At 55.2% G+C, this 22,616-nt stretch carries 16 protein-coding genes and 1 pseudogene; 9 read left to right on the top strand and 8 right to left on the bottom strand.

Features of this window, described 5'->3' with window-relative positions:
- Positions 1-203: 203 nt before the first annotated feature.
- The 3 genes from ruvX to JMJ16_RS36325 all read left to right on the top strand — a co-directional run bounded on the left by ruvX (position 204) and on the right by JMJ16_RS36325 (position 3,101).
- A complete protein-coding gene (gene ruvX / locus JMJ16_RS36335) occupies positions 204-686 on the top strand; it encodes a Holliday junction resolvase RuvX (RefSeq protein WP_201389583.1) in 483 nt (160 codons plus the stop codon).
- The gene (mltG, locus tag JMJ16_RS36330) at positions 683-1,813 is read left to right on the top strand and encodes an endolytic transglycosylase MltG (protein ID WP_201389581.1); all 1,131 of its coding nucleotides are present in this window, start codon (positions 683-685) and stop codon (positions 1,811-1,813) included. Before ruvX ends, mltG begins: the two co-directional genes overlap by 4 nt.
- 376 nt (positions 1,814-2,189) lie before the next feature.
- Entirely contained in the window at positions 2,190-3,101 is a 912-nt protein-coding gene (locus tag JMJ16_RS36325; RefSeq protein ID WP_201389579.1) for an undecaprenyl-diphosphate phosphatase, read from the top strand.
- 99 nt (positions 3,102-3,200) lie between these two features.
- Here JMJ16_RS36325 and fmt read toward each other — a convergent pair whose 3' ends face one another.
- A complete protein-coding gene (gene fmt, locus JMJ16_RS36320) occupies positions 3,201-4,178 on the bottom strand; it encodes a methionyl-tRNA formyltransferase (RefSeq protein WP_201389577.1) in 978 nt (325 codons plus the stop codon).
- Between the two features lie 290 nt (positions 4,179-4,468).
- Between fmt and JMJ16_RS36315 the strand changes: the two genes are divergently transcribed.
- The 4 genes from JMJ16_RS36315 (at position 4,469) to JMJ16_RS36300 (ending at position 10,910) form a co-directional block, all read left to right on the top strand.
- Positions 4,469-6,634, top strand: a complete 2,166-nt coding sequence (locus JMJ16_RS36315; protein ID WP_201389575.1) for a tetratricopeptide repeat protein — start codon at positions 4,469-4,471, stop codon at positions 6,632-6,634.
- A gap of 141 nt (positions 6,635-6,775) precedes the next feature.
- Positions 6,776-8,428, top strand: coding sequence for a spermidine synthase (locus JMJ16_RS36310; protein ID WP_201389573.1), 1,653 nt, complete (start codon positions 6,776-6,778; stop codon positions 8,426-8,428).
- A 241-nt stretch (positions 8,429-8,669) separates the two neighbouring features.
- A complete protein-coding gene (locus JMJ16_RS36305; protein WP_201389571.1) occupies positions 8,670-9,950 on the top strand; it encodes a pitrilysin family protein in 1,281 nt (426 codons plus the stop codon).
- An 84-nt stretch (positions 9,951-10,034) separates the two neighbouring features.
- A complete protein-coding gene (locus tag JMJ16_RS36300) occupies positions 10,035-10,910 on the top strand; it encodes a sugar nucleotide-binding protein (RefSeq protein ID WP_201389570.1) in 876 nt (291 codons plus the stop codon).
- A gap of 130 nt (positions 10,911-11,040) precedes the next feature.
- On the opposite strand, the gene JMJ16_RS36295 is transcribed toward JMJ16_RS36300, so the two are convergent.
- Positions 11,041-12,273: a sorbosone dehydrogenase family protein gene (locus tag JMJ16_RS36295; protein WP_201389569.1), complete on the bottom strand. Its 1,233-nt coding sequence runs from the start codon at positions 12,271-12,273 to the stop codon at positions 11,041-11,043.
- Between the two features lie 659 nt (positions 12,274-12,932).
- Between JMJ16_RS36295 and JMJ16_RS36290 the strand changes: the two genes are divergently transcribed.
- Positions 12,933-14,366, top strand: a complete 1,434-nt coding sequence (locus JMJ16_RS36290) for a glutamine synthetase family protein (protein ID WP_201389568.1) — start codon at positions 12,933-12,935, stop codon at positions 14,364-14,366.
- A 66-nt stretch (positions 14,367-14,432) separates the two neighbouring features.
- Here the strand turns inward: JMJ16_RS36290 and JMJ16_RS36285 are convergent, their stop codons facing one another.
- The 4 genes from JMJ16_RS36285 to JMJ16_RS36270 form a co-directional block, all read right to left on the bottom strand.
- The gene (locus JMJ16_RS36285; RefSeq protein WP_201389567.1) at positions 14,433-15,128 is read right to left on the bottom strand and encodes a metalloregulator ArsR/SmtB family transcription factor; all 696 of its coding nucleotides are present in this window, start codon (positions 15,126-15,128) and stop codon (positions 14,433-14,435) included.
- 112 nt (positions 15,129-15,240) lie between these two features.
- Positions 15,241-16,338 carry a glycosyltransferase family 4 protein gene (locus tag JMJ16_RS36280; protein ID WP_201389566.1) on the bottom strand — a complete coding sequence of 366 codons (1,098 nt, stop codon included), beginning with the start codon at positions 16,336-16,338 and terminating at the stop codon, positions 15,241-15,243.
- The gene (locus tag JMJ16_RS36275) at positions 16,335-16,745 is read right to left on the bottom strand and encodes a 6-carboxytetrahydropterin synthase (RefSeq protein WP_201389565.1); all 411 of its coding nucleotides are present in this window, start codon (positions 16,743-16,745) and stop codon (positions 16,335-16,337) included. Before JMJ16_RS36275 ends, JMJ16_RS36280 begins: the two co-directional genes overlap by 4 nt.
- A 21-nt stretch (positions 16,746-16,766) precedes the next feature.
- The gene (locus JMJ16_RS36270) at positions 16,767-17,477 is read right to left on the bottom strand and encodes an SDR family NAD(P)-dependent oxidoreductase (protein WP_201389564.1); all 711 of its coding nucleotides are present in this window, start codon (positions 17,475-17,477) and stop codon (positions 16,767-16,769) included.
- A 584-nt stretch (positions 17,478-18,061) separates the two neighbouring features.
- Between JMJ16_RS36270 and JMJ16_RS36265 the strand changes: the two genes are divergently transcribed.
- Complete coding sequence (locus JMJ16_RS36265) at positions 18,062-19,324, top strand: DUF4388 domain-containing protein (RefSeq protein WP_201389563.1); 1,263 nt, start codon at positions 18,062-18,064, stop codon at positions 19,322-19,324.
- A gap of 125 nt (positions 19,325-19,449) precedes the next feature.
- On the opposite strand, the pseudogene JMJ16_RS36260 reads toward JMJ16_RS36265, so the two are convergent.
- Positions 19,450-20,942, bottom strand: a pseudogene (locus JMJ16_RS36260) (aldehyde dehydrogenase family protein).
- Between the two features lie 239 nt (positions 20,943-21,181).
- The gene (locus tag JMJ16_RS36255; RefSeq protein WP_201389561.1) at positions 21,182-22,561 is read right to left on the bottom strand and encodes a helix-turn-helix transcriptional regulator; all 1,380 of its coding nucleotides are present in this window, start codon (positions 22,559-22,561) and stop codon (positions 21,182-21,184) included.
- Between the last annotated feature and the right edge of the window lie 55 nt (positions 22,562-22,616).

Here is a 22,616-nt window from a genome sequence, read left to right as displayed (position 1 = left end):
CTAGCCCGGCATTTTTCGTATGACCCCTTACCTCAAAGGCTCGCGCAGCGAGCTGAGGTGGAAGTGAAGAGATGACTTTTGCGAGTTCCCTGATGGTAAATCTTGGGTGAAAGTAGACAAAGCGAAGCCAGGTTCGCTAGAATGCAATAAAGAGGGTCTGGTAGGTTGGTGGTGTTCGTACAATTTTTGGGAAGGGGACGTTCATGGGGAGATTGCTCGCATTAGACGTAGGCGAGGCCAGAATAGGAGTTGCAGCGTGTGACGCAACTGGTTTTCTGGCTTCACCGTATACCACTATATATGTTACTCGGGATGAGGCGCAGACCTGGGATGCGATTGAGCGATTGATTGCAGAGACCGATGCAGAGGGCCTGGTAGTCGGACTACCGGTAAGCCTGGATGGTCAGATACATGCCCAGGGCGAGCGGATCATGGCCTTTGTAGAGCGTTTAAAAGCCCATATCGCCGTTCCGGTGACCTTCTGGGATGAGCGCCTCTCAACGGTAGAGGCCGAACGCCTACGCACACAGCAGGGGGGAAAAAAGTCGAAGCATACCGGTGGGCGCCAGCGCTCTCAGGGGAAACGTCGACGTCCAGGACATGAGATTGATGCCCTGGCGGCGGCCGTATTTCTCCAGGAGTACCTGGATGCACAAAGGAGTAGCACAAAAGAGGATTACGAATGATGAAACGACCGAAGAAATCACGTGCTGGTCTTATCTCAGTGCTGATGGTTGCGGTGGTGATATTTGTCGTCAGTCTCGTGGCATGGAATACTTTTACCTCTGTTTTTCAACCGGCAGACACCAAGAATAACAAAACGGTGGCCCTGGAAATTCGTCCGGGCGAGAGCACGGCTGAAATCGCCAACGACCTGCAAAACAAGGGCTTGATTCGCAATGCGCTCGTCTTTCGCATCTGGGCGCGTGTGCGCGGCCTGGATAATCAGTTGCAGGCAGGCGTGTATAAAAAGCTGACACCTGATATGACGGTAGACTCGATTATCAACCAACTCTTGCGGGCCCAGCCGGACGCAGTCGCAGTCGTCTTGCCTGAAGGCTGGCGCCTCGAACAGGTCGCCAATGCCTATGCGCAAGCGCAACCCACGCTCTCGAATTTTAAGAAGGACGACTTCCTGAAGTATGCCAGAGATATCAATGCCTTTGATGCCTATGTGCAGGGCAAGTACAAAATGTCCGCGCGGGATAAGTACCCCATCTTAAAATCGATTCCGAACGGGAAAGGGATGGAGGGCTTCCTCTTTCCTGCCAGTTACCAGGTCGACCTCAAATCTGATGCGGGCGACGCTATCGGCTTGATGCTGACAACTATGAACGACGTCATAAAACAGAATAACCTGGAGGCGCTGGCTCAGCAGCATAAGATGAGTCTGTATGATATGGTCAATCTGGCCGCCGTCGTCGAACGCGAGACGGGCCATGCCTCTGATCGCGAGGATGTAGGCAGCGTCTACTGGAACCGCATCTACCGGCCTAATGACGAGACCAATGGGAAGCTACAGGCCGATCCCACGGTTCAGTACGCCCGTGATAGCGATCAAACGCCTGCAAAGTACTGGCTGCCGCTCAATACGGTTGGGGGAGATACAGCCTCTAATAGCCCGTACAATACCTATAATACGGCGGGCCTGCCTCCCACGCCCATTTGTAGCCCTGGCCTGGCCAGTATGAAGGCCGTTGCCAATCCCAAACAGACCGACTACTACTACTTTATCGCGGATAAAGATGGCAAATCGCATTTTGCGAAGACATACGCGGAGTTCCAGCAACTGGAGTCCCAATATGGCGGCTAAGCTGAAGAGGCCATGCTAGCATGGCCTCTCAGTTTCACTGGGAAACTTTGTCCAGATAAGTCGCTGAAAGAGAGGAAGCCCTCACGTGAGGCGCTTCCCAAGGCCGGTAGGGACCAGCTTTAGCGCGTCCGAAGGCGATTAATCGCACTTCGGCGTTAGCCAAAAACGTTTCCAGGCGTCATGTTGGGTGGTAGTTGCCTGTTTCTCAACAAAAATCCGGCTTGCGCCGCACTGCCATAAATGGCGTTCGGACGCGCTAAAGCTGGTCCCTACCGGGTATACAGCGTCTTCCCAGATGAGAAGTCCAAGTTAACTTGGACTCTACAATGCGGCGGATGTGTTTACAATTACAACAATGAGAGAGATATAGTTATTTATGAATATAACAATCTGGCAGACGATTGTTCTGGCGCTATTGCAAGGCGTAACTGAGTTATTTCCGATTAGCAGTCTGGGGCATACAGTTCTTGTGCCGGGCCTGCTGGGCTGGGGCAACATGACGACCGACACGGCCTGTGGGGGCGATAGTTGTTTTGTTCCATTGATTACGGCGCTGCACCTGGGAACAAGTATTGCTCTCTTACTCTATTTCTGGCGCGATTGGTTGCAGGTAGGCAGGACGCTGGTGGTGACAGCCAAAGACTGGAAGAGTGTGCGTAAAGGCACACCGGAGTGGGTAAGCTGGCTGATCATTGTTGGTACCATTCCCGCTGGCCTCCTGGGTCTCCTGCTGGAGCATACGCTCAAGCGTGTTTTCGCCTCACCCCTGCTCGCCGCTGCGTTTCTGGTACTCAATGGCGCGGTTCTGTTCCTGGGCGAGGCCATGCGGCGCAGATCTGCTGCAACGTTTTCCGCCTTGCCGCCACGCGAGCGCGAGAAGCAGTTTCGCCACCTGGACTCGCTCTCCTTCAAAGAGGCCCTGGCGGTTGGAGCTGCGCAGGCCCTGGCCTTGATTCCAGGCTTTTCGCGCTCTGGCATGACGATTGTGGGGGGCCTCTCTGTGCGCCTAACGCATGAGGATGCTGCGCGCTTCTCCTTCTTATTGGGGACACCAGTCATTCTGGCGGCCTCGGTTCTAGAGGTGCCCAAACTGCTGCACCTGCCAGTCTCGACACTGCTGATGGTGCTCTTTGGCGCGGTCCTCTCTGGGATCGCGGCCTTCGTGAGCACCAGGTTCCTGCTCAAATACTTTGAAACTGGTCGTCTTGATCCCTTTGCCTATTACTGCATGGGAGCTGGCCTCATTATGCTGATCCTGTTCTTTACCGTCCTGCCAGGGCGGGCATAAAAAGGATTGTAGTGTGGCACAGTAACCCGCTACTTGCGTACGCAAGTAGCGGGTTACTGTGCCACACTACAAGCGAGTGAGCGCCGCAGGCGCGAGGCGTCAGTTGCCGAGTGGCTGTTCTGAGATCTGGCTATAGCCACGGAGAAATTCTTCAGTGGTCATGGCCTTTTTTCCCTCTAGTTGTAGGCGTTGTACCTGTAAGAGGCCCGAGCCAGTCGCGACCACCAGTACCTTCTGTCCGGCATGCTCGCGAACGAGGGCGGTACCCGGCGCGACCGCTGTAGCGGGCTGGCGATCCAGGGGGCGGGCTGTCAGAATCTTGAGCAGCTTGCCTTTCCACGTGGTGTAGGCGCTGGGCCATGGCTGGTAGGCGCGAACCTGGCGTGAGATGGCGCCCGCCGAGCGTTCCCACTGGATACGGCCGTCCTCTTTCTTCAGCATACGTGTATGCGTCGCGTGCTCCTCATCCTGGGACTCAGGCGTGATTTTTCCCTGAATCCAGAGCGGAAGGGCCTCTAAAAGCGCCTCTGCCCCCAGGTCTGCAAGTCTGGGGGTGAGTGTTCCCGTGGTCTCGTCTTCAGCCAGGGTCAGCGTGCGCCTGAGCAGGACGGGGCCGGTATCGATACCCGCGTCCAGGAGCATAATGGAGACGCCGCTCTCAGCATCGCCCTGGAGAATACATTCAGCGATAGGGTCGGCTCCTCGATACTTGGGGAGGAGCGAGGCATGGACGTTGAGCGTTCCATAACGTGGCTGATCCAGCACATTTTGTGGTAGAATCTGCCCAAAGGCGGCCACAATGTAGAGATCGGCTTTGTAAGCGGCGAGCGCCTCGCTATTTTCGGCCTTCTTAAAAGAGCCTGGCTGCCATACGGGCAGGTCATGCTCTACGGCGGTCTGTTTTACGGGGGAGTAGACGATGCCGCGCCCGCGCCCAGCTGGTTTATCAGGCCGGGTAATAACGGTCACGATCTCGTAACCTTCAGGGAGAAGCACTCCTGGCTTTGAATGCTGGATTAAGGCTTCCAGGGCAGGGACAGCAAATTGTGGTGTTCCCATATAGATGATGCGTAACAAGTCTTACCCCTCTACTACAACTCTTGCTAGATAGCGTTTATCCTTGTATTATGGTATGTATCTTGTTGTGTTTAGCGTTGCTAAGGTCATGTTGTGGCGGTATGTACAGTCCTGTTTTCCTGTGTGCCACTTCTGGCATGCAAGAAAGACTCTCTTATAGTAGCATATTCAGGCTATTTTATCACTCTTATCCGTTGATAGGGTTATGCTATATTTGCATTTGACTCATCATTAGTATTTTGTCGTTTCTAGCGTGGGAGGAAGCGTCACCTATTTTTATGGAGCCGCCCGTGAATAATGAGTATTCGTTGCAACTACCCCCAGGCCAGATTGCGCCATCTGCCACCCCCCATACTCCGCGTGATTTCGCGGCCATGCGGCAGCATCAGCCATCCCAACTGCCCTTTGGCATTAACGCAACCATGCCGTCTCCCACAGACGCACAGCATATCATGCAGCGCGTTGATGAAGTAACGACTCTTCAGCGTATGTTGATGGATCCAAACACGAGTTCTGTGATCGTGACTGGTAATCCTGGAGCAGGGAAGTCTACCCTGGCTGCCCTTCTTTTTCAGCGTCTGCTGCAAGCGCGTAATGCTGGTCAGCCCGCGCCCTCGCGCCTGGTCTGGCTTGAGATTAGCCCCTACACCACGGTCCCAGATATGCTCGCGGCTATATTGAATGGTATCGATGCAGGTGACCCCGGCCTCTTTCTGCTCAAACCAGAGCAACAGATGCAGCGTTTATTGGATGCCTTGCGCGATCCGCGCAAGAATGCCCTCGTTGTGCTCGACCAGTTTGAGGCGCTGCTCTACCCCGACGATATTCAGCCGGGGGTGGCGGCTCGGGGCGCGCTTCCCCTCTTTCTGGCTCTCTTGCAGCAGGACCTGGGCGCTAGTCGCCTGCTGCTGACGAGCTATAGCTCACCTTTTGATGAATATGCCGAGAATACACGCGTACGCTCCTGCCTGATCTCGCGTATCAGCATCCCGGAGGGAATTGCCCTGTTGCAGCAGCGGGGGGTGCGTGGCTCTCCTGAAGAGCTCTCCCTGGTCTGGCAACGGTGTAGTGGTCATGTGTTTGCCCTGGCCCTCTTTGGCGCCTTGCTCAACCTGAGTGGTATATCGCTGAGCTACTTCCTGAACTCAGACGATTATCAGCCTATGTGGGCGGGCGATGTGACCTCGCACCTGTGCGCCGCCGTGTATCACTTTCTCAATCCCATTCAGGCTCAGCTTATGCACGCGCTCTGTCTCTATCACGAGTCTGTACCTCTGCCCGGAATCTTGACGACAATTACGGGCGAGAAGGCTTTTGGTGGACAGACAATGACCGTGTTTGAGCATGAGTTGAATATGCTTGTGCAGTACTCGCTGGTCCAGCGGACATATAACTTAGAACGTTCGGCGGAGCGTATGCCACTCTTTATCCTGCACCCGTTGCTGCGTCACTACGGCGTGGAGCATTATCTCGATACTCCTGAGCAGCGCACGGCTGGCAGTACCAGCGCAACGGGCCTGCGCCTGGCTCCCAATTTTGATGATACCCCTCAGCAGAACGACGCGTTGCAGGCGGCCCTCTCGCATGCGCATATGCAGGCCGCTGCCTACTACCTACATTTAGCCCGTGAGACGGCTCCCCCCCAGGAGCAGCGACAGACGCTTGGCGATGTCGAGCCATTTATCGCAGCCGCACGCCATTACTGCCTGGCCTGGCGCTGGCAGCGTGCGTGCGACCTCATTTTCGCCGAACACCTGCATGAGATGATGGTGCAACTCGGGGCCTGGAATACGTTGATCGGGCTATATACGACCCTGCTGCCCCCTCTGGGCGTCATTGCACGCCAGGATCAGGGCCTGGTCGCTGGCTATAATGGCATGCTGTATGGGCGCCTGGGCGATTATCAACAGAGCATAAGCTTCTTTAGCCAGGCGCTGGAGATCCAGAAACAGATGGGAGACCAGCAGGGAACCATCGCGACCCTGGTAAACCAGGGCGAGATGCTGCGCCTGCATGGCGATTTAGAGCAGTCGTACGCGAGCTTTGAGCAGGCACATGTGCTTAACGAGCAGGTGAAGGATCAGCAATTGCAGTGCGCCATCTACCATAACCTGGGCTTGCTCTATCATTCTGCCAGGGATTTTGAGCTGGCGTGCAACTACTATGTAGATGCCTTGAAGTTGACTGACGAGTCCTCGTCCCTGAATAAAGGGATGATTTTGACGAACTTGGGTATGCTGCTCTATCAGCAGAAGCAGGTGCGCGAAGGGATTGCCATTCTGCTCGCCGCACTAAGTCTGCGTCAGCGCATCCATGATCCAGCGGTAGTCTCTCTAGAGAAGTTTCTCCACGCTATTGAAACAAAGCTGGGTCCTGAGCACTATCAGCACCTCTGCCAGGAGGCGTTGGAACTCCAACAAGAGGTATTCTCACGCTTCGTTCTCCTCAATATCTAAACCTGAGTGGAAGCTGAGAAAATTTGACAAGGGTTCTTTTGCTCGCTAAAGTAGGGGTAGCCTGATTGCCAGTTGCCAGGCTTGTGCTGGTTGCCTGTCAATTACTGCCTAAAAAGTAAGAGAAAGAGAGTTCGTCGCGCTATGTCGTCTACTGCTGAGTCTGATTCGCGTGCCACAACCATGGTGGAGAAAGCGGCTCCCCCTGGAAATGGACAACGTGTACAGGATTGGTTTTTGATCCTGCTGGTATTTGTCTCTGGTGCCGTCTCCCTGGCGGTAGAGCTGTCGGCTTCGCGCTTGCTGGCTCCTTACTTTGGGACGTCGCTGTTTGTCTGGGCAAACGTGATCGGCCTGATTTTGCTGTACCTGACCGTCGGCTACTATGTTGGTGGCCGCATCGCCGACCGTTATCCCCGCTCATCCGTGCTTTACGGTATGACGGCTGCCGCGGCCCTGCTGATTGCTGCGATTCCTGCATGCTCACGCCCAATTTTGCAGTGGGCCTTGACCTCCTTCTCCTCCTATTCTATTGGTGTCTTTTATGGCTCATTGCTCTCGGTCATTCTCCTGTTCGCTCTGCCCACGATTCTGCTAGGGTGTGTCTCGCCCTTTGCCATTCGCCTGCGTATCGAACAGGTTGGCACATCTGGACGTATCGCTGGTGTGCTCTATGCGATTTCGACTGCGGGTAGTATTGTGGGAACGTTCCTGCCCGTCCTGGTCTTGATTCCTACCTATGGCACATATGCGACCTTCCTGATCTTCGCGGGCCTTCTACTGGTCGTCTCACTGATTGGCTTACTTTTTTTCGCGGGCGGGAAGCCGAGCCTTCCCAAAAGTAATAAGCGTTTTTTGTTGCTGCTACTGATTCTCGCCTGGTTACTGACAGGAGTGCTCGGAACGCACGGCTCCATTAAACCCGCCAGTGGTACGGGTGATGGGGGGCGTCTCCTGGAGGAACATGAATCGGCATATAATTATATTCAAGTGGTGCGCGCAGGAGATGAGACCCAGCTAGTGCTCAATGAGGGTTTGGGCATTCACTCCATTTACAATCCGCATGCGGTGCTGACGCAGGGGCCGTGGGACTACTTTATGGCGGCCCCCTACTTCAATAATCCACCCTTTACCCCTGACCAGGTCAAGCGCGTTGGCATTATCGGTCTGGGCGCTGGGACCTCCGCGCGCGAGTTTACTGCCGCCTATGGCCCCATTCCAATTGATGGCGTCGAGATCGACAGCAAAATCGTCGAGATGGGCCGCAAATACTTTCATATGAATGAGCCCAATTTGCACGTTGTGGTTCAGGATGGGCGCTATTTCTTGAGCACCACACAGAATAAATATGATGTAATTGGCATCGATGCCTACCAGCAGCCATATATTCCCTTCCAGCTAGTTACGACGGAATTCTTCCGCGAAGTACGCTCTCATCTCTCCTCGACTGGCGTAGCGGTCATCAATGTGGGACGCACAAGCGAGGATTACCGTATGGTTGATGCCATGGCGCAAAATATGAAGACCGTTTTCCCCAACGTCTACATTGTTGATACCCAGCGTTTCTCTAATAGCTTGATTATCGCGACCAATGCGCCAACGAAGTTCGAGAACTTCCGCAATAACACAAATGAGCTGACCAATCCCCTGCTTCAGCAGGTGGCGAACACGGCTCTGCGTTATGGCAGTATGCGCGAGCAGTTGCAGTCGCATGTCTTCTTCACCGACGATCTCTCGCCCGTTGAGCAAATGACCGACCAGGTTATCTTTGGCGAGGTCAACCGCTTACAGAAGTAGAGCCTTCGCGCCTGCGGCGCTCAGGGATAAAGAGATGTGCCTTGACAACGGCTTTGCCGTTGTCAAGGCACATCTCTTTACTCGAAGGCTCTCGCAGCGAGCCGAGGCGAGAGCCAGAAGACATTGGGAAGGCCGGTATTTGCGCAGCTCTGCGCGCTATTTGTTCCGTGTTGTGATATACTAACCATTGTTTCTCTTTGCTCGCTTCGCTATTCCTTGCCCAGAAAGGATAAAGATATATATGAGTAGTGAACAGCTACCCCAGAATTACTATTTCCATAAGCTGCCCAATGGGATTGAGCTGATTGGGCAGTATATGCCCAGCTTGAGCTCGACCACGCTGGGCTTTCAGTTTGATGCCGCGGTTATCCATGAGCCAGCGGATAAGCCGGGCCTGGCGCATCTCTTTGAGTATATGCTCTTTCAAGGTACGAAGCAGCATGATGCCCGTGCGCTCAATGAAGCATTTGAGTCGCTGGGAGCGCGCAAAGGCGCAAGCACAGGGCTGGAGACCAGCCAGGTGTGGGCGCAGATTGTGCATACCAAGCTCGATGCCACACTAGAGCTCTTGCGTGAGGTCATACTCCAGCCTACCTTCCCGCGTAATGAGCTGGACCAGATGCGCAATATCGTGCTTCAGGAGATTCGCCGTCGCGACGATGAGCCGATGAGCCGCATCTTTGAGTTGGTGCGCTCAAACTTCTATCATGGTTCTCCCCTGGGACGCCCTATGCTTGGTAGCGATGACACGGTGCGGGCCTTACAGCGCCAGGATTTGCTGAACTTTTGGCAGGAGCGCTATCAGCCCAATAACATGCTCTTTGCCATCGCGGGCAAGTTTGATTGGGAGCATGTGGTGGCGAAGATTGAGGAGCTGTTTGGCTCCTGGCAAGGCAACGCGCAGGCCCTGACGTTGCAGAAGCCGCAGCCAAGCAATAGTATTGCGCTGGAGCACCAGGAAGGCAAACAAGAGCATATCGCCATGATGGTCCCCTTCCCCAACTACATGGATGAGGATTATTATGCCGCCCAGGTGCTGAGCGAAGTGCTGGGTGGTGGCATGGCCTCGCGCCTCTTTGTCGAGGTACGTGAGAAGCGTGGCCTGGTATATGGCGTCTCCGCGGGCCTGGCTGGCAATAAGCAGATTGGCGTGCTGCGTGTCTATGCAGGCACCACGCCCGAGCAGGCCAACGAGTGCTTGAAGGTCATTGTCGATGAACTGCGCAAGCTGGAGCAGGATGGGATTACCGCCGATGAGCTGGAGCGCGCCAAGATTCAGCTTAAGAGCGAGCTGGTAATGCGTGGCGAGGGTTCTGGCTCACGTATGGGCGCGATCAGCCGCTCCTGGTGGTATGAGCGCAAGTTTAAGACGATCTCGGAGGTCAAGGAGGCGATTGATGGCGTGACTCAGGAGCAGGTGCTCAAGGTATTGCGCCGCTTCTCGCCGCTAAGTCCACTCACTGTAGCCGCGATTGGTCCCTTGCAGCATGACGAACTGGTTGGCGACACACTTTCCTTCTGAGTAGAAGGAGACGACGCTACTGGCGTACGCGTCTACTTCCGGAAGTAGACGCGTACGCCAGTAGCGGTAGAAACAGGATTTTTTATGAGAATACCGCAACGCTTCTTGCTGCTTGGTTCCAGTGGCTATCTTGGGCGTACGTTGACCACCCTAATGCAGGAGCAGCCAGTAACCCTGTTCCCTACCTATCGCACCACAGCTCTCTTTCCTCAAGCGTTGCGCTATGATTTCTGGCGTGATGACCTGGCAGACTTCGTGCGTGAGCAGAAAATAGACGCGGTGATCATGGCGGCTAGCATGGCATATGAGGCCGTGGACCCTCTTTTCGATGGAAAGCTCTATCGGCGCCGGGTGAACCAGCTGGTTCAGGCCTGTATGCATTGTCGTTTTATCTATATCTCCAGTGATGGTATCTTTGATGGGCGGCAGGGGACGTACACAGAGAGTGATCCTCCCCATCCAATGACTCCTTACGGCCAGAATCTCCACTTTTTTGAAGAGCGTGTGCGCGAGTTTTGTGAGAACTACTGTATCATTCGCCCCAGTTACCTGTACGGTTACTCACTCGGTGAACTGGATCGTCGCTTGCGGCGTGTGCGTGAGGGGCTATTGCAGGGCGAGCATTTTGAGTATTTTGACGATATGCTGAAGAGCCCCCTGGATGTAAACCAGGCCGCCCAGGCCATTGTTCAGCTTGCACTCTCCAATTTTGTGGGTATTGTGCATGTCGCGGGTAAGCCTATGAGTGTCTATCACTTCTATCAGGCCGCGATGCAGGCCTTAGGAGTTCCTGTTGAGCATCTGCATCCCATCTCGATGCCGCCTGAGACCTATCTGCCGCGCGATACCACGCTACGGACGCGCCTGATGAAGGGGTTAACGGGGATAGAGCCGTTAGAGATCGCGGAGGCGTTGGCGCGCTATGCCCCGGTTTCCCTCAAGCCTCTGGAGGAGGCGTAAGCGCTCCATGTTGTAGGGTCCATGCTGGCATGGACTCCCGAGCGAAGCGATCTCCCAGCGTTTGGGTATTGTCCTGCGGACCGGGCGAGTCTATGCCAGCATGGACCCTACCGTTTATGTGCGTACCGTGCTAGCCCGCGTACCAGATACGGTAAATGGTTCCAGCTTTATCATCGCTAACATAGAGGGCGTGATCGGGCCCCACCGCCAGGCCCACAGGGCGACCTGAAGCATCATTTCCTTTGAGGAAGCCTGTGGCAAAATCTTGCGCCTTGTCCGCGACCTGCCCGTGGGCGGTCAGGGGAATAAAGACCACCTTGTAGCCTGTGGGAACGCTACGGTTCCAGGAGCCATGGAAGGCGACGAAGAGGCCCTGGTCCTGCTGGGGAAAGGGTTTCGCTCCCTGCGTGCCCTGGTCCTGCTGTTGAGTGTCATAGAATGCCAGTCCAAGCGGAGCTGAGTGCGCCTGCATCCTGACCAGGGGCTGTGTTACCCCTTTACATGAGTCTGAATTGCCCAGGTCAGGATCAATAATTGTTCCGGCATGGCAAAATGGCCATCCGTAATTTGCTCCATCTACGAGGTGATATACTGTTTCGGGGGGAACGTCGTCCCCAAGCAGGTCGCGCCCGTTATTGGTGACCCAGATCTGCTGGTTCCAGGGATTGATGCTCATACCAACGGCGTTGCGCAGCCCCCTGGCGTAGAGGCGCCCATTGCTCCCGTCCAGGTTGTAGCGCCAGACTGTGGCGCGCTGTGGATTCTGCTCCACGCAATTGTTACAGGTTGAGCCAATAGAGACATAGAGATAGTTGTCGGGTCCAACCAGCACTGTGCGCGTGGAGTGGTTGCCGCCGACTGGCAGATTGGGCACGATCACCTTGCGCTCAGTGACCTTGTAGTCTTTGTCGAGAGTAAAGCGCGTGATACGTGAGCCCTCGCCTACATAGAGCTGTCCAGCGTGGAAATCCAGGCTAGTGGGGTCGTCGAGTCCACTGACGACGACGATGCGCTCGCTGGCCTTTCCGCTGTGATCGCGATCAGGAAGGGCAATGATACTTTTGGCATAGCGCTCCGCGACAAAGAGCGTACCATCGGGGCTAAACGTAATCATACGCGGTCCCGAGAGGCCACTATAAAAGGCACTGGCATGAAAGCCAGGTGGCAGCGTGAGCGGAACTGTCGCGGCATCGCCACCAACATAGTGTGTGCCAGTCAGGAGGGAATCAATCGTGCGCCACTTGCTGGCGAGTATCCCCCCACCGATGAGCAGGAGAATTAATACAACGATGAGTGCGATATGCCAGGGCCTGAGGCCGCTCCGCTTCCCGGCGGCTGGCACCTTGTTTTCACTGGTATCCATGTGTTGCGCCTCTCTCTTTCGCCTTTTGTTATATCTCATTATGTCTCATCATGTTTTTGATTATAGGGAGGCTGTCGTATATCCGCAAGCTGTTCCTCACGTTTATCCCCGAAAGGTCCGGTATGCTGGTAAAGGTCCAATCGTGCAGTATTTGGAGGATAGGAGAGAAAAGCGCGCTCACCTCCATTATTGGTAGCTTGCTTGACACTGGCGTGAAGGCATGTGACAATGAGCATCCAATCCGTGGAGGGATGTCAGGCGAACAGATAAGAGAGAGCCCCAGTTATGCTTTGTGCAGGATGCAAAGGTTGGTATATGCAGAGATGAGAAATAATTATTATGATCCTACCCGCACGCTGATTGTACCCTGTTCTAACTGTGGAGCGCGCCCCCAGGCGCGTGTCTGGTCGAATGCTCCATTAGAGCAGGTACGTATCTATGGCTCTGGTAGCCAGCCCAATATGTGGGGGCCTCGTCCCTTTTCCCTCTGGTGTGTAGCCGCTGTGGATTGGTACAGTTGTTTACTGATCCACGCAATTTTCAAGCAGAGACCGATATCCCGGTGAAAGAAGATATGTACACTCCCGTACCGGGTAGCGATCCAGATTAGCCTGGTCAGAGTAGACTAAAAAGAGAGACCTGCAAAGAGGAGCAGTGATATGGCAGACGAACAGAGTTACGCGAAGCAGACGGATATGTCTAAACGACACGATCAACAATATTACGACCAGGTAATGGCCCGCATCGAACATGAGCGGGTGCGTTTCATCAACCTGGAATTTACAGATGTGGTAGGGATGGCCAAGTGTGTGACTATCCCTGTCGAGCAGTTTAATGACTGCCTCACGCATGGCAAATGGTTTGACGGCTCCTCAATTGAAGGCTTTGCGCGTGTCGCTGAAAGCGATATGTACCTATTTCCGGATCTCTCGACCTTCGCGATCCTTCCTGATAAAGTCCGCCTATCCTATGCGGCGGAGGGCCATCGCAGCGACGATATTGGGAATGCGGACGTGGTTGCACGTGTGATCTGTGATGTACGCACGCCTGATGGCGAGCATTTTGATGGCGACCCGCGTGCGACCTTGATGCAGGCTCTGAACCTGGCGCGCGAGATGGGCTTTCAATATAAAGTCGCCCCTGAACTAGAGTTTTTCTTGCTCAGCCTGGAGGACGAGACACCGAAGCCGCTGCCCCATGACCGGCGTGGCTATTTCGATCTCTCGACCGATCTAGCCGCGACTGTACGGCGACAGATGGTCTACTCCCTGCATAAGATGGATATCAATATTGAGGCCAGCCACCATGAAGTTGCCGATGGTCAGCACGAGCTAGACTTTGAGATCGCCGACGCACTGCGCATCGCCGATGGCTTGATGACGGCGAAATATGTGCTCAAGGCCGTCGCGGCTCAGCATAATCTCTACGCGACCTTCCTTCCCAAGCCCTTCTTTGGTGTGAATGGCTCGGGTTTACATATCCATCAGCAACTGATTAATAGCTCGACGGGTCGCAATGCCTTCCTCAATCCCCAGGCTGATTATGCGCTCTCCGAGGAGGGGCGCTGGTTTATTGCCGGGCAACTGGCGCATGCGCCCGCCATGTGCGCCCTGCTCGCCCCCCTGGTCAATTCTTATAAGCGCCTGGTCGGTGGCTATGAGGCTCCGGTGGTTATCAACTGGGGGCGCATCAATCGCCAGGCCTTGATCCGTGTACCACGCCTGGGAAGCGATCCTGAGAGCACGATGCGTGTTGAGCTGCGCTGTACAGATCCAAGCTGCAACCCCTATCTTGCGCTGGCTGCCATGTTGCGTGCTGGCCTGGACGGTATTCAACGTAAGCTTACATTGCCAGCCGCTATGGACGAGAACCTCTTCCTGCATGACGAGGGCGACCGCTTGCGCCCACGCGCGCCGATGCTGCCCGCGACCCTGGGCGAGGCTCTGGAGGCCCTGCGCGAGGACCCACTGATCCGCGAGACCCTGGGTGACGCCATCTATGAAGGCTTCCTGGATGCCAAGGGCATCGAGTGGACCGAGTATCGTGAGCAGGTCCACCCCTGGGAGATCCAGAGGTACCTCTCTGTGTTTTAAGAAAAATAAAGAGAAGCACTGCCATTGCGCATCGCGCATGGCAGTGCTTCTCTTTATTTTGACTCCTTACGCTTCCTGGGAGTGAGGCGGACGAATCAGCCAGTAGCGCCCATTCTCGCGCATCATTAGCTTCTGGTTGATCAGCTCGCGTCGAATGAGTGGTACATCGGTATAGATGGGCTTGAGAATGGCATTGACCTCGACTTCTTCATAGATGCGCCCCCACTCAAAGGCGCGAGCGATCTTCTCCATGACATAACGCCTGCCCTGAGTGCCGCGTGGAATACTGAGCAAGCGTTCGCCCTCGAAGAAGGAGGACTCCACCATCTGGCGATCATCTTCCTGTGTAGGATTCACCAGGGCATTTGTGTGCTGAAGTTCCGCGCCAATGCTCCGCAGGTGCTCTAGAGTGAGAAGTGAGCTGGCTTGTTTAAAGCCCTCGGCCTCAAGCTCATAGTGATGGTAGTTATTCTCCTTGCGCACCTTGATCAAGCCCGCGCCGCGCAGGAGGGCCATATGATGTGAGATGGTAGGCGTCGAGACGTCTAGTTGCTCCGCCAGTTCCTGCCCATACATTGAGCGCTGGGCTAAGACCGCTAGGATGCGCACGCGCATAGGGTCTGCGATGGCACGCCCCAGGCGAATAAGCGGCTCGGCCTTCTCCAGGCCATAACGCATCCGTGCCATACCATAGTTTGTATCGGCTTGGCGCGCATTCTGGCGCTGTTCACGCTGTTGCTGAGCGATTTCTTCTTCTCGCATTGCCCTTCTCCTTCGTGCGCTGAATATATGACCAAGTAGGCGAATTACTAGTTGTATAAGTGCCTAATTAGATGATAATTAAATTACCCACTTTTGTCAAGTGGGTTGTATTTTACTCGATTGATGCCTGATAGGCTTGCTCGTGCTGTTCAAGCATGGAGGTGAAAGAGAAATGGCGTTCGACATGTTGACGGCAGGTAGACCGTTGTATGGAGTCCAGTTCTGCCACCTGGTGCGCGGCCTGGAGTGTATCACCGGGCCTGATTAAGTACCCGGTCTCGCCATGCTTGATTACTTCTGCCGCAGCCCCGCGCTCGAAGGCCAGCACGGGTGTCCCACACGCCATAGCCTCAATCATGGTCAGGCCGAACGGCTCGTCCCAGGTGCTGGTAAAGAGCAGGCCACGCACCTGCCCCATGAGTTGCCAGAGCTCATGTTGCTCAAGCGATCCCAGATAACGTGCTCTCTCTCCCATTTCCTGTAGTCGTGGTGAAATGCGTTGCTCATAATAAACCTGGTCATAGATGCCGCCTGCTAGGAGTAGAGGGACATTCGCGCGTTCAGCGATCTCCAGGGCCGCCTCAACCCCTTTCTCGGGAGTGATGCGCCCGGCGAAGAGCAGCGGCGCGTCCGGCTCGATATGCGGTGCGAAATGAATAACGTCGGTATCGAGGCCATTGTAGATAATATGATCAAAGGGGGTGTAGGGTTTGTAAGTGCGCGCGCAGGCTTGTGAGACCGTGATTAGCTTCAGGGGATGGCCTTGCTGGTGGAACAGGCGAAGCGCCTCGTTGATCTCGGGTGTGACGGCGGGCAGGTGAATGGTGTGTATCACGGGAGTCGCCGTCAGGAGAGCGCTCAGCGAAAAGGCTGGCCAGTCGAAGGCATGGGCATGAACGAGATCGAACTCATGTTGACGCTGGCGCAGTTCAAGGAAGAGATCAAGAAAGATATTGGCTTGTGCGAAGAAGCCGGGGTCTGCCGGGCGCTCCTGAGAGGGGGCAGAGAAGCGTGCCGGAACAACGCTTTCAGGGACAACAAGCTCTTCAATCTTAATTCCCGGCACCGCTGATCCCTGGCGCGCAAACAGCGTTACCTCGTGTCCACGCTGTTGTAGTCCCTGGGCGAGTTGTGCCACCATGGCCTGTGAGCCGCCCAGGAAGGGTTGTGCGATGGGGGTGACGATAGGAGCAATAAGCGCTATTCTCATGCCTCTGGCCCTCGATAGGAGGCGTAGTTGTTCTCGGTTTCGTGAAGCGTGATCTCGTAGAGTCGTCCCTCGAAGGCTGGCGTCAGGCGTTCCCAGAATTTGATAACCAGCATCTCGGCGGTAGGGATAACCCCCTCCAGCCAGGCGACATCGTGATTGAGATGCTTATGATCCACCCCATCCACGACGCGCTCATTGATGATACGCTTCATATCCGTCAAATTGAGAACCATCCCGGTCGTGGGTTCTGGCTCGCCGCGAACCGTCACTTCCAGGATATAGTTATGACCATGTCCATGGGGATTGGCGCATTTATCGTAAACGTTATAGTTTTCATCCTCTGAGAGATATTCGCTCCACAGGCGGTGTGCGGCACTAAAGGTCACCCGCCTTGTGAGATATACCATATCTTTCTCCTTGCTTGGATTCTAGGCATTGGTAAAGAGTTCGATATTGCTCCCGTTGAACTTACTCCCGCTTTCGTCATCCGCCAGGAAGAGGAGGATTTTGGCGAGTTCTTCGGGGGTCATGCCTGCCTTCAGGTGAGGCGCGGCCTGGCGCAACATATCGGTATCGATGGCGCCCGGGCTGACGGCACAGACGCGAATATTGTATGGTTTTCCCTCTACCGCGAGGATTTCTGTCAAGCTGGCTACACCTGATTTAGAGACGTTATATGCGCTCAAGCCGGGGAACTTCTCTACCCCTTTCACGCCAGAGAGGGAGGAGATGTTGATAATGACTCCCTGTTTCTGACTAGCCATCAGGCGAAAGGCTTCATGGCAACAGAGGAAGGTGCCGCGCAGGTTGACGCCCAGCACGCGATCCCAGGTCGCGCTATCCATCTGGAGAAATGGGCGCACCAGGACCACGCCAGCGCAGTTGACCAGGATATCGACGCGCCCGAAACGCTCGCTTACCGTTGTGAAGAGTGCATGGACATCTTCATCCTGTGAGACATCGCCTGCCACAGCCAGCGCTTCGCCTCCCTGCTCCTGGATCTCGCGCCCGCAGGACTCAATTGTTTCGCGTGTACGGCCAAAGAGCGCGACTTTCGCGCCCTCGCGTGCAAACAACTGCGCGGTGGCGCGTCCCACGCCTCGCCCCGCACCCGTTATAATAGCAACTTTATCTTTCATGCTCATGCCTGCATTATAACATCCAGGGAGTTGTGCCTGTCAGCCAGGCAAGCCTTTGGGTAGAATGTGTGCTGGGAAACGGGCAAAAACCGTTTCCCAGCACACATTGGTACTATCTCTGTATCTGCTCCTTTTGCCGGGACGTGTTTAACATTGAAAAATGTAGATTTTTGATGTAGTATGGGTCAGAGGCTGAGATATATGTTGCGTCGATGTTATGCTGAGTAATAGTGACGAGGTTGATGCAGGTTGGGGATGGCTTGTTCTACTCTACCGTGTACATGGATACCAGTTGTATGCCTGGGCTACTTGTTGGAACATGTGGGGCTTGCTATAATTGCTCGGGATTGAGCGTTCTCTGCTGTGACCAGGAGAGGGATATCTCTCGTACCGCATCGTATAATTGCCATTGTATGAGTACCTGGTACGACTTTCAGAATTATGATCTTATTCCGAAACCCAACGTCACTGGCGTGCCTAGCGCTTCCCCCATTCGGGGACAGGCGCGCTCAGGGTGTTCGGATCAGAAGTATCATGACATCGACGTTGTAACGTTTTCGCGACGACCTGACGCATGGGGGATTATGAGCATAGGCACGGTACTGTCGGGTTCATTAAAAGACTTTGGGCTGGTGGAAGTTTTACAGGTTGTGGAACTGGGTGGCATGACTGGTGCAATTCATTTAAAGCAGAGCCAGGGCCGGATGGGCATTCTCTATTTCAACGAGGGCAAGCTCGCCAATTGCAGTGAGTTTGATCCCAGTGCACTCACACTTGGCGATGTGTTGCAGCAGTTAGGTATGACCACCTATCACCAGATTGAGCAGGCCTTCGCGCAGCAATTACAGGACCCCATTGGCAAACGCATTGGTGAGCGCTTGATGATGATGGGTGCTATTACCGAGAAGCAATTGAATGAAGCATTGCGCATGAAGACCCTTTGGACCGCGCGCGAATTGAGCCTCTGGACCGATGGTACCTATGAGTTTATTGCCAGTCAGAACGTGCAAAAGCTTTTGCCGCATGGCGAATCTTCGCTGGATATTGATGTGATGCGCGTCACCATGGATATGGTGCGTTATAGCGATGAGTGGCAGGAACTGCGTAACTTTCTCCCCATGGGCATACGGACTATGCTACAACTCTCCCCCGCAATTCCCTATACCATTCGCTTCGATCTGCGCAGCCTGGAACTCTTCACGCATGTAAATCTCTATCGTCGCATACGCCGCATCGCAACCGCTATTCGCCGACCCGAGATGGAGGTCGCGCGTGAGCTGGGACAGCTCGTGCAGCAGAAGTTTCTGCAACCTGTCTACCAGGATACAACTCCCCGCGCCAATGGCAGCAAGATGCGCCTCCCCGATCCCGCCGAAAAGCTGCGCCTGGAAAACTTTGCGTTGCTTGACCTGCTTAGCCGTATGGAGCAAGAGTGGGATAAGCGCAAGACTCCGATGGAACAGCTCGCAGCCCTGGTTGATTTCGTCAACTGGACCATGGATGCCCTGGCCGAGACCTGCCGCGCCAATGGCATCACCCTGGATAGCAATGCGCTCCTGCAACTCATGCATAATGAGCAGGTAGATCGCCTGGGCAACTACGCATTTCGCGTGGAGCAGAATCACATCGATGTCGAGGACTTCACACGCCTCTGCTATGACGTGATGAGTGGAAAGATGCAGCAGGCTGAGCATTTCTATAACCAGGCCTCCATGCTGCTACACCACTTGCTCTGTAGCCTCTTCGAGATGATCAATGCGCGTGTGGCCAATCCCCGGGAGCGCATGGAGAATCAGGAGGTATGGGAGGCCATGTTCGAGCAATTCTCGCTAGTAAGCAGCTCTTAGCCCTCAAGACTTCTCGCCACTGCGTGGCTCGCCTGGGTAAAGAGGGTCTGGTGGCAACGCGGCAGAGCCGCGTTGCCACCAGACCCTCTTTACCCTATTAAAGTATCGCATGTGCTAAGATGACATCACTTCGCGGGAGGATAGGAGACGAAGACGCTCTTGGTCTCGCTAAACTCCTCTACGGCATAAGAACCCAGCTCACGGTGGCCATTACCACTACTCTTCATGCCGCCGAAGGGCAGGTGAATTTCGGAGCCGGTGGTGCCGGCGTTGATGTAGACCAGCCCGGCTTCGATATCACGGATAGCACGGAAGGTCAGGCGCGAGTTCTCGGTAAAGATGGCGGTTGAAAGGCCGTACTCTGTGCCGTTAGCCACGGCAATGGCCTCTTCGTAGCCTGCGACGGGCATGACCGCGACGAAGGGACCAAAGACCTCTTCGCGTGCGATGCGCATCTCTGGACTTACCTCGTTGAAGATTGTGGGCTTGTAGAAGGCCCCTTCCTGATAGGAGTCCTCGGTCAGTGGCGTGCCGCCATAGACGAGCTTCGCGCCCTCCTGCTGACCAATTTCCGTGTAGGCATGGACCGCGGGCACGCGCCCGGTGTTGACCAGGGGACCCATCTCGACCTGGCTATCCAGGCCATCACCAATGCGCAGGCGTTCCGCCGCCGCGGTGAGGCGCTCGGTGAAGGCTTGTTGGACTGAGCGCTGGACAATGACGCGGCTGGTGGCTGTGCAGCGTTGTCCTGTGGAGCCAAAGGCACCCATAGCCACGCTAGTGGCGGCCAGGTCCAGGTCGGCATCCTCAAGTACGATGACCGCGTTTTTGCCTCCCAGTTCAAGTGCGCAGCGGCGTAGATCGCGTCCACAAATCTCTGAGACCTGTCGACCAACCTCAGTTGAGCCGGTGAGGGAGATCATGTTGACGCGTTTATGGCTGGCCAGGGCATTGCCCAGTGTGCCACCGCCGCCAGTGACAACGTTTAGCACGCCATCGGGCAGGCCTGCCTGCTGCAGCAGTTCGGCCAGTTTGAGGGTTAGCGCGGGCGTATCGCTGGCGGGCTTTAGAACCACCGCGTTGCCTGCCAGGAGAGCCGGAAGTGTCTTCCAGACCGGAATGGCCAGGGGGAAGTTCCACGGCGTAATGATGCCGACAATACCTAACGGATGGCGTACCGTCATGCAGAATTTATTAGGGAGACCCGATGGAATGGTCTCGCCCTCGGGCGGCGCCCCTCGCCGGCGATAAATTTGGCAACGTCTATGGAGACCTGGACCTCGCCCAGCGTCTCTTTGAGAATCTTGCCCATCTCGCGTGTCATGAGGGTCGCGAGCGCATCGCGCTGCTGCTCAAAGAGGCGGGCCAGGCGGAAGAGGACCTCGCCGCGCTCGGGTGCGGGCGTAGCGGCCCAGCCCTTCTGGGCCTGGGTTGCGGCCTCAATGGCGTCTTCCAGATCTTCAACGGTTGATTTTTGATAGCTGCCAATGATATCGCTGGTGCGAGCGGGATTAGTGCTGATAAAGGTCTCACCACCGCGTGAAGCGCGCCATTGACCCGCGATAAAGTTCTTGTAGTCTTGTCCTGACGTGGTGGAAATAGAGGATGAGAGTGACATTGAGAAAAGCTCCTCGACGAATTTCCCGATCTTCTTTGATTGGGACTAGCTTCGCGGCCCCCTTTTATGGGTGGACTAGACGAATGCATCCGCTTATGAGAGTGTAGGTGGTTCAGTGGCATTACTTGCCTGCCGACATTATATCAGCCTACACGGTAGCACGTCGAGGAAGTTAAGAAGTCATGTGCAGTTGTGAGTTGCGTGCATGCACGCAACTCACAACTGCACATGACTTCCTTTTAATGTTGAGCGATGAGGGGCCGTATGGCGAGGAGCTTCTCATCCAGTTGTTTGACGTCGGGGAGGCCTTTCCAGGGGGTTAGGGCGTGATTGAGATCGTTCAGGCGTTGCAGGACGCGGGCGGATTTCACCTGTTTGAGCGTCTCAAGGGCCAGGTCTATGTGGTGGAGTGTGCCCTCGATCTCGCCTAGCTGTAGGTAGGCGGAGGCAATATCGGTGAGGACGATAGTTCGATGACGTGTGCGCACGCCGTCCATATGCTGAAGAGCCGCTTGTAGGGCCGGAAGAGCCGCTTTCGGGCGCTGGAGCTTCAGGTTGCATACTCCCTGGTAGCCGAGGAGTACGGTATAGGAGAAGCGCGTGTGTGCGTTTTCGCCGCTGCGTCGGGATTCATGTTGCTCCAGGAAGTATTCCGCCTTTTGCAGGGCTTGCAGGCTGTCCTGGGCCTGACGGAGATTGGCGTATGCCTCTGCCTCGATGGAGGCCAGCCAGGCTTGCGTGATGGAGGGGACATTGCGCCTGGCGATGACATTTGCTTGTTGCAGCCAGGGGATGGCTTTTTCTGGCTTCTCCTCATAGATCGGGATAAAACTCCGGCGCCCCAGGAGGGTCACTTGCATCAGGGGATTTTGCGTGACGCGCGCTGCCTCCAGCCCTACTGCATAGTAGCGGTCGGCCTGCTCGCTCTCCTTCATGTCGAAGAGAAGCTCGCCCGCGATCTGCGTAAGTTCAGCTGCTACACTAGCGATGCGTATGCGTTGCTCAGTCACAAGAGTTGTTGAGAGGAGCTGCGTGACGATTTCCAGGCGTTGGAGCACATATTGCAAGAGGCTTTGGGAAAAGGTGCCAAGCATCGTAGGGAGGACGCGCCAGCTATCGCGCACAATGGCTTCCAGGTGCAGGAGTGTTTCATTATCCATGTTGGATGGTTGGGCGAGGACTCGCGAGAGTCGCTCCCAGAGCGGTGGATAGAGTAATGGTGAGGAAGAGGCCGCTAGCGAGGTGCCGGTGATTCCCAGGGCCTGGAGAAAGTCGCGCCGGGATTGCTCCATATCGGTGCTCTCTAACTCCTGGATGGCCAGGGCCTGACCACGAATGAGCATCCGTGAGCGCATTTGTGAAGGCACAGGCTCTAAAGCTTCGTCTTCGCCATGTCTCCCTTTGTGTTGCTCGCGCTTATCGCTGACCAGTCCCAGAGCATCCGAGGTCATGTGAAAATATGCGCAGAGGCGGCGACGTGAATCCGCGTTGATGGGTTTATTTTGCTCGGCGCGCATAATGGTCTGGGGGGCGACACCTGTCTCCAGGGCCAGGCGTTTTTGCGTAAGGTTGAAGCTTTGGCGGGCGGCACGTAATGGATGGATAGCGTGATCACTCATATTTCCTCTTCCCTTTCCACATGTCCTACAGTATAGGCTGGTGACACAGTGCAAA

The sequence above is a fragment of the Ktedonobacter sp. SOSP1-52 genome, from assembly GCF_016587395.1.
This window is presented reverse-complemented; position numbering and strand designations above follow the sequence as displayed.

Coding starts and splice junctions, on each gene's coding strand:
- ruvX (WP_201389583.1), top strand. CDS start 204: ATGGGGAGATTGCTCGCATTAGACGTAGGCGAGGCCAGAATAGGAGTT.
- mltG (WP_201389581.1), top strand. CDS start 683: ATGATGAAACGACCGAAGAAATCACGTGCTGGTCTTATCTCAGTGCTG.
- JMJ16_RS36325 (WP_201389579.1), top strand. CDS start 2,190: ATGAATATAACAATCTGGCAGACGATTGTTCTGGCGCTATTGCAAGGC.
- JMJ16_RS36310 (WP_201389573.1), top strand. CDS start 6,776: ATGTCGTCTACTGCTGAGTCTGATTCGCGTGCCACAACCATGGTGGAG.
- JMJ16_RS36305 (WP_201389571.1), top strand. CDS start 8,670: ATGAGTAGTGAACAGCTACCCCAGAATTACTATTTCCATAAGCTGCCC.
- JMJ16_RS36300 (WP_201389570.1), top strand. CDS start 10,035: ATGAGAATACCGCAACGCTTCTTGCTGCTTGGTTCCAGTGGCTATCTT.
- JMJ16_RS36295 (WP_201389569.1), bottom strand. CDS start 12,273: ATGGATACCAGTGAAAACAAGGTGCCAGCCGCCGGGAAGCGGAGCGGC.
- JMJ16_RS36290 (WP_201389568.1), top strand. CDS start 12,933: ATGGCAGACGAACAGAGTTACGCGAAGCAGACGGATATGTCTAAACGA.
- JMJ16_RS36285 (WP_201389567.1), bottom strand. CDS start 15,128: ATGCGAGAAGAAGAAATCGCTCAGCAACAGCGTGAACAGCGCCAGAAT.
- JMJ16_RS36280 (WP_201389566.1), bottom strand. CDS start 16,338: ATGAGAATAGCGCTTATTGCTCCTATCGTCACCCCCATCGCACAACCC.
- JMJ16_RS36275 (WP_201389565.1), bottom strand. CDS start 16,745: ATGGTATATCTCACAAGGCGGGTGACCTTTAGTGCCGCACACCGCCTG.
- JMJ16_RS36270 (WP_201389564.1), bottom strand. CDS start 17,477: ATGAAAGATAAAGTTGCTATTATAACGGGTGCGGGGCGAGGCGTGGGA.
- JMJ16_RS36265 (WP_201389563.1), top strand. CDS start 18,062: ATGAGCATAGGCACGGTACTGTCGGGTTCATTAAAAGACTTTGGGCTG.
- JMJ16_RS36255 (WP_201389561.1), bottom strand. CDS start 22,561: ATGAGTGATCACGCTATCCATCCATTACGTGCCGCCCGCCAAAGCTTC.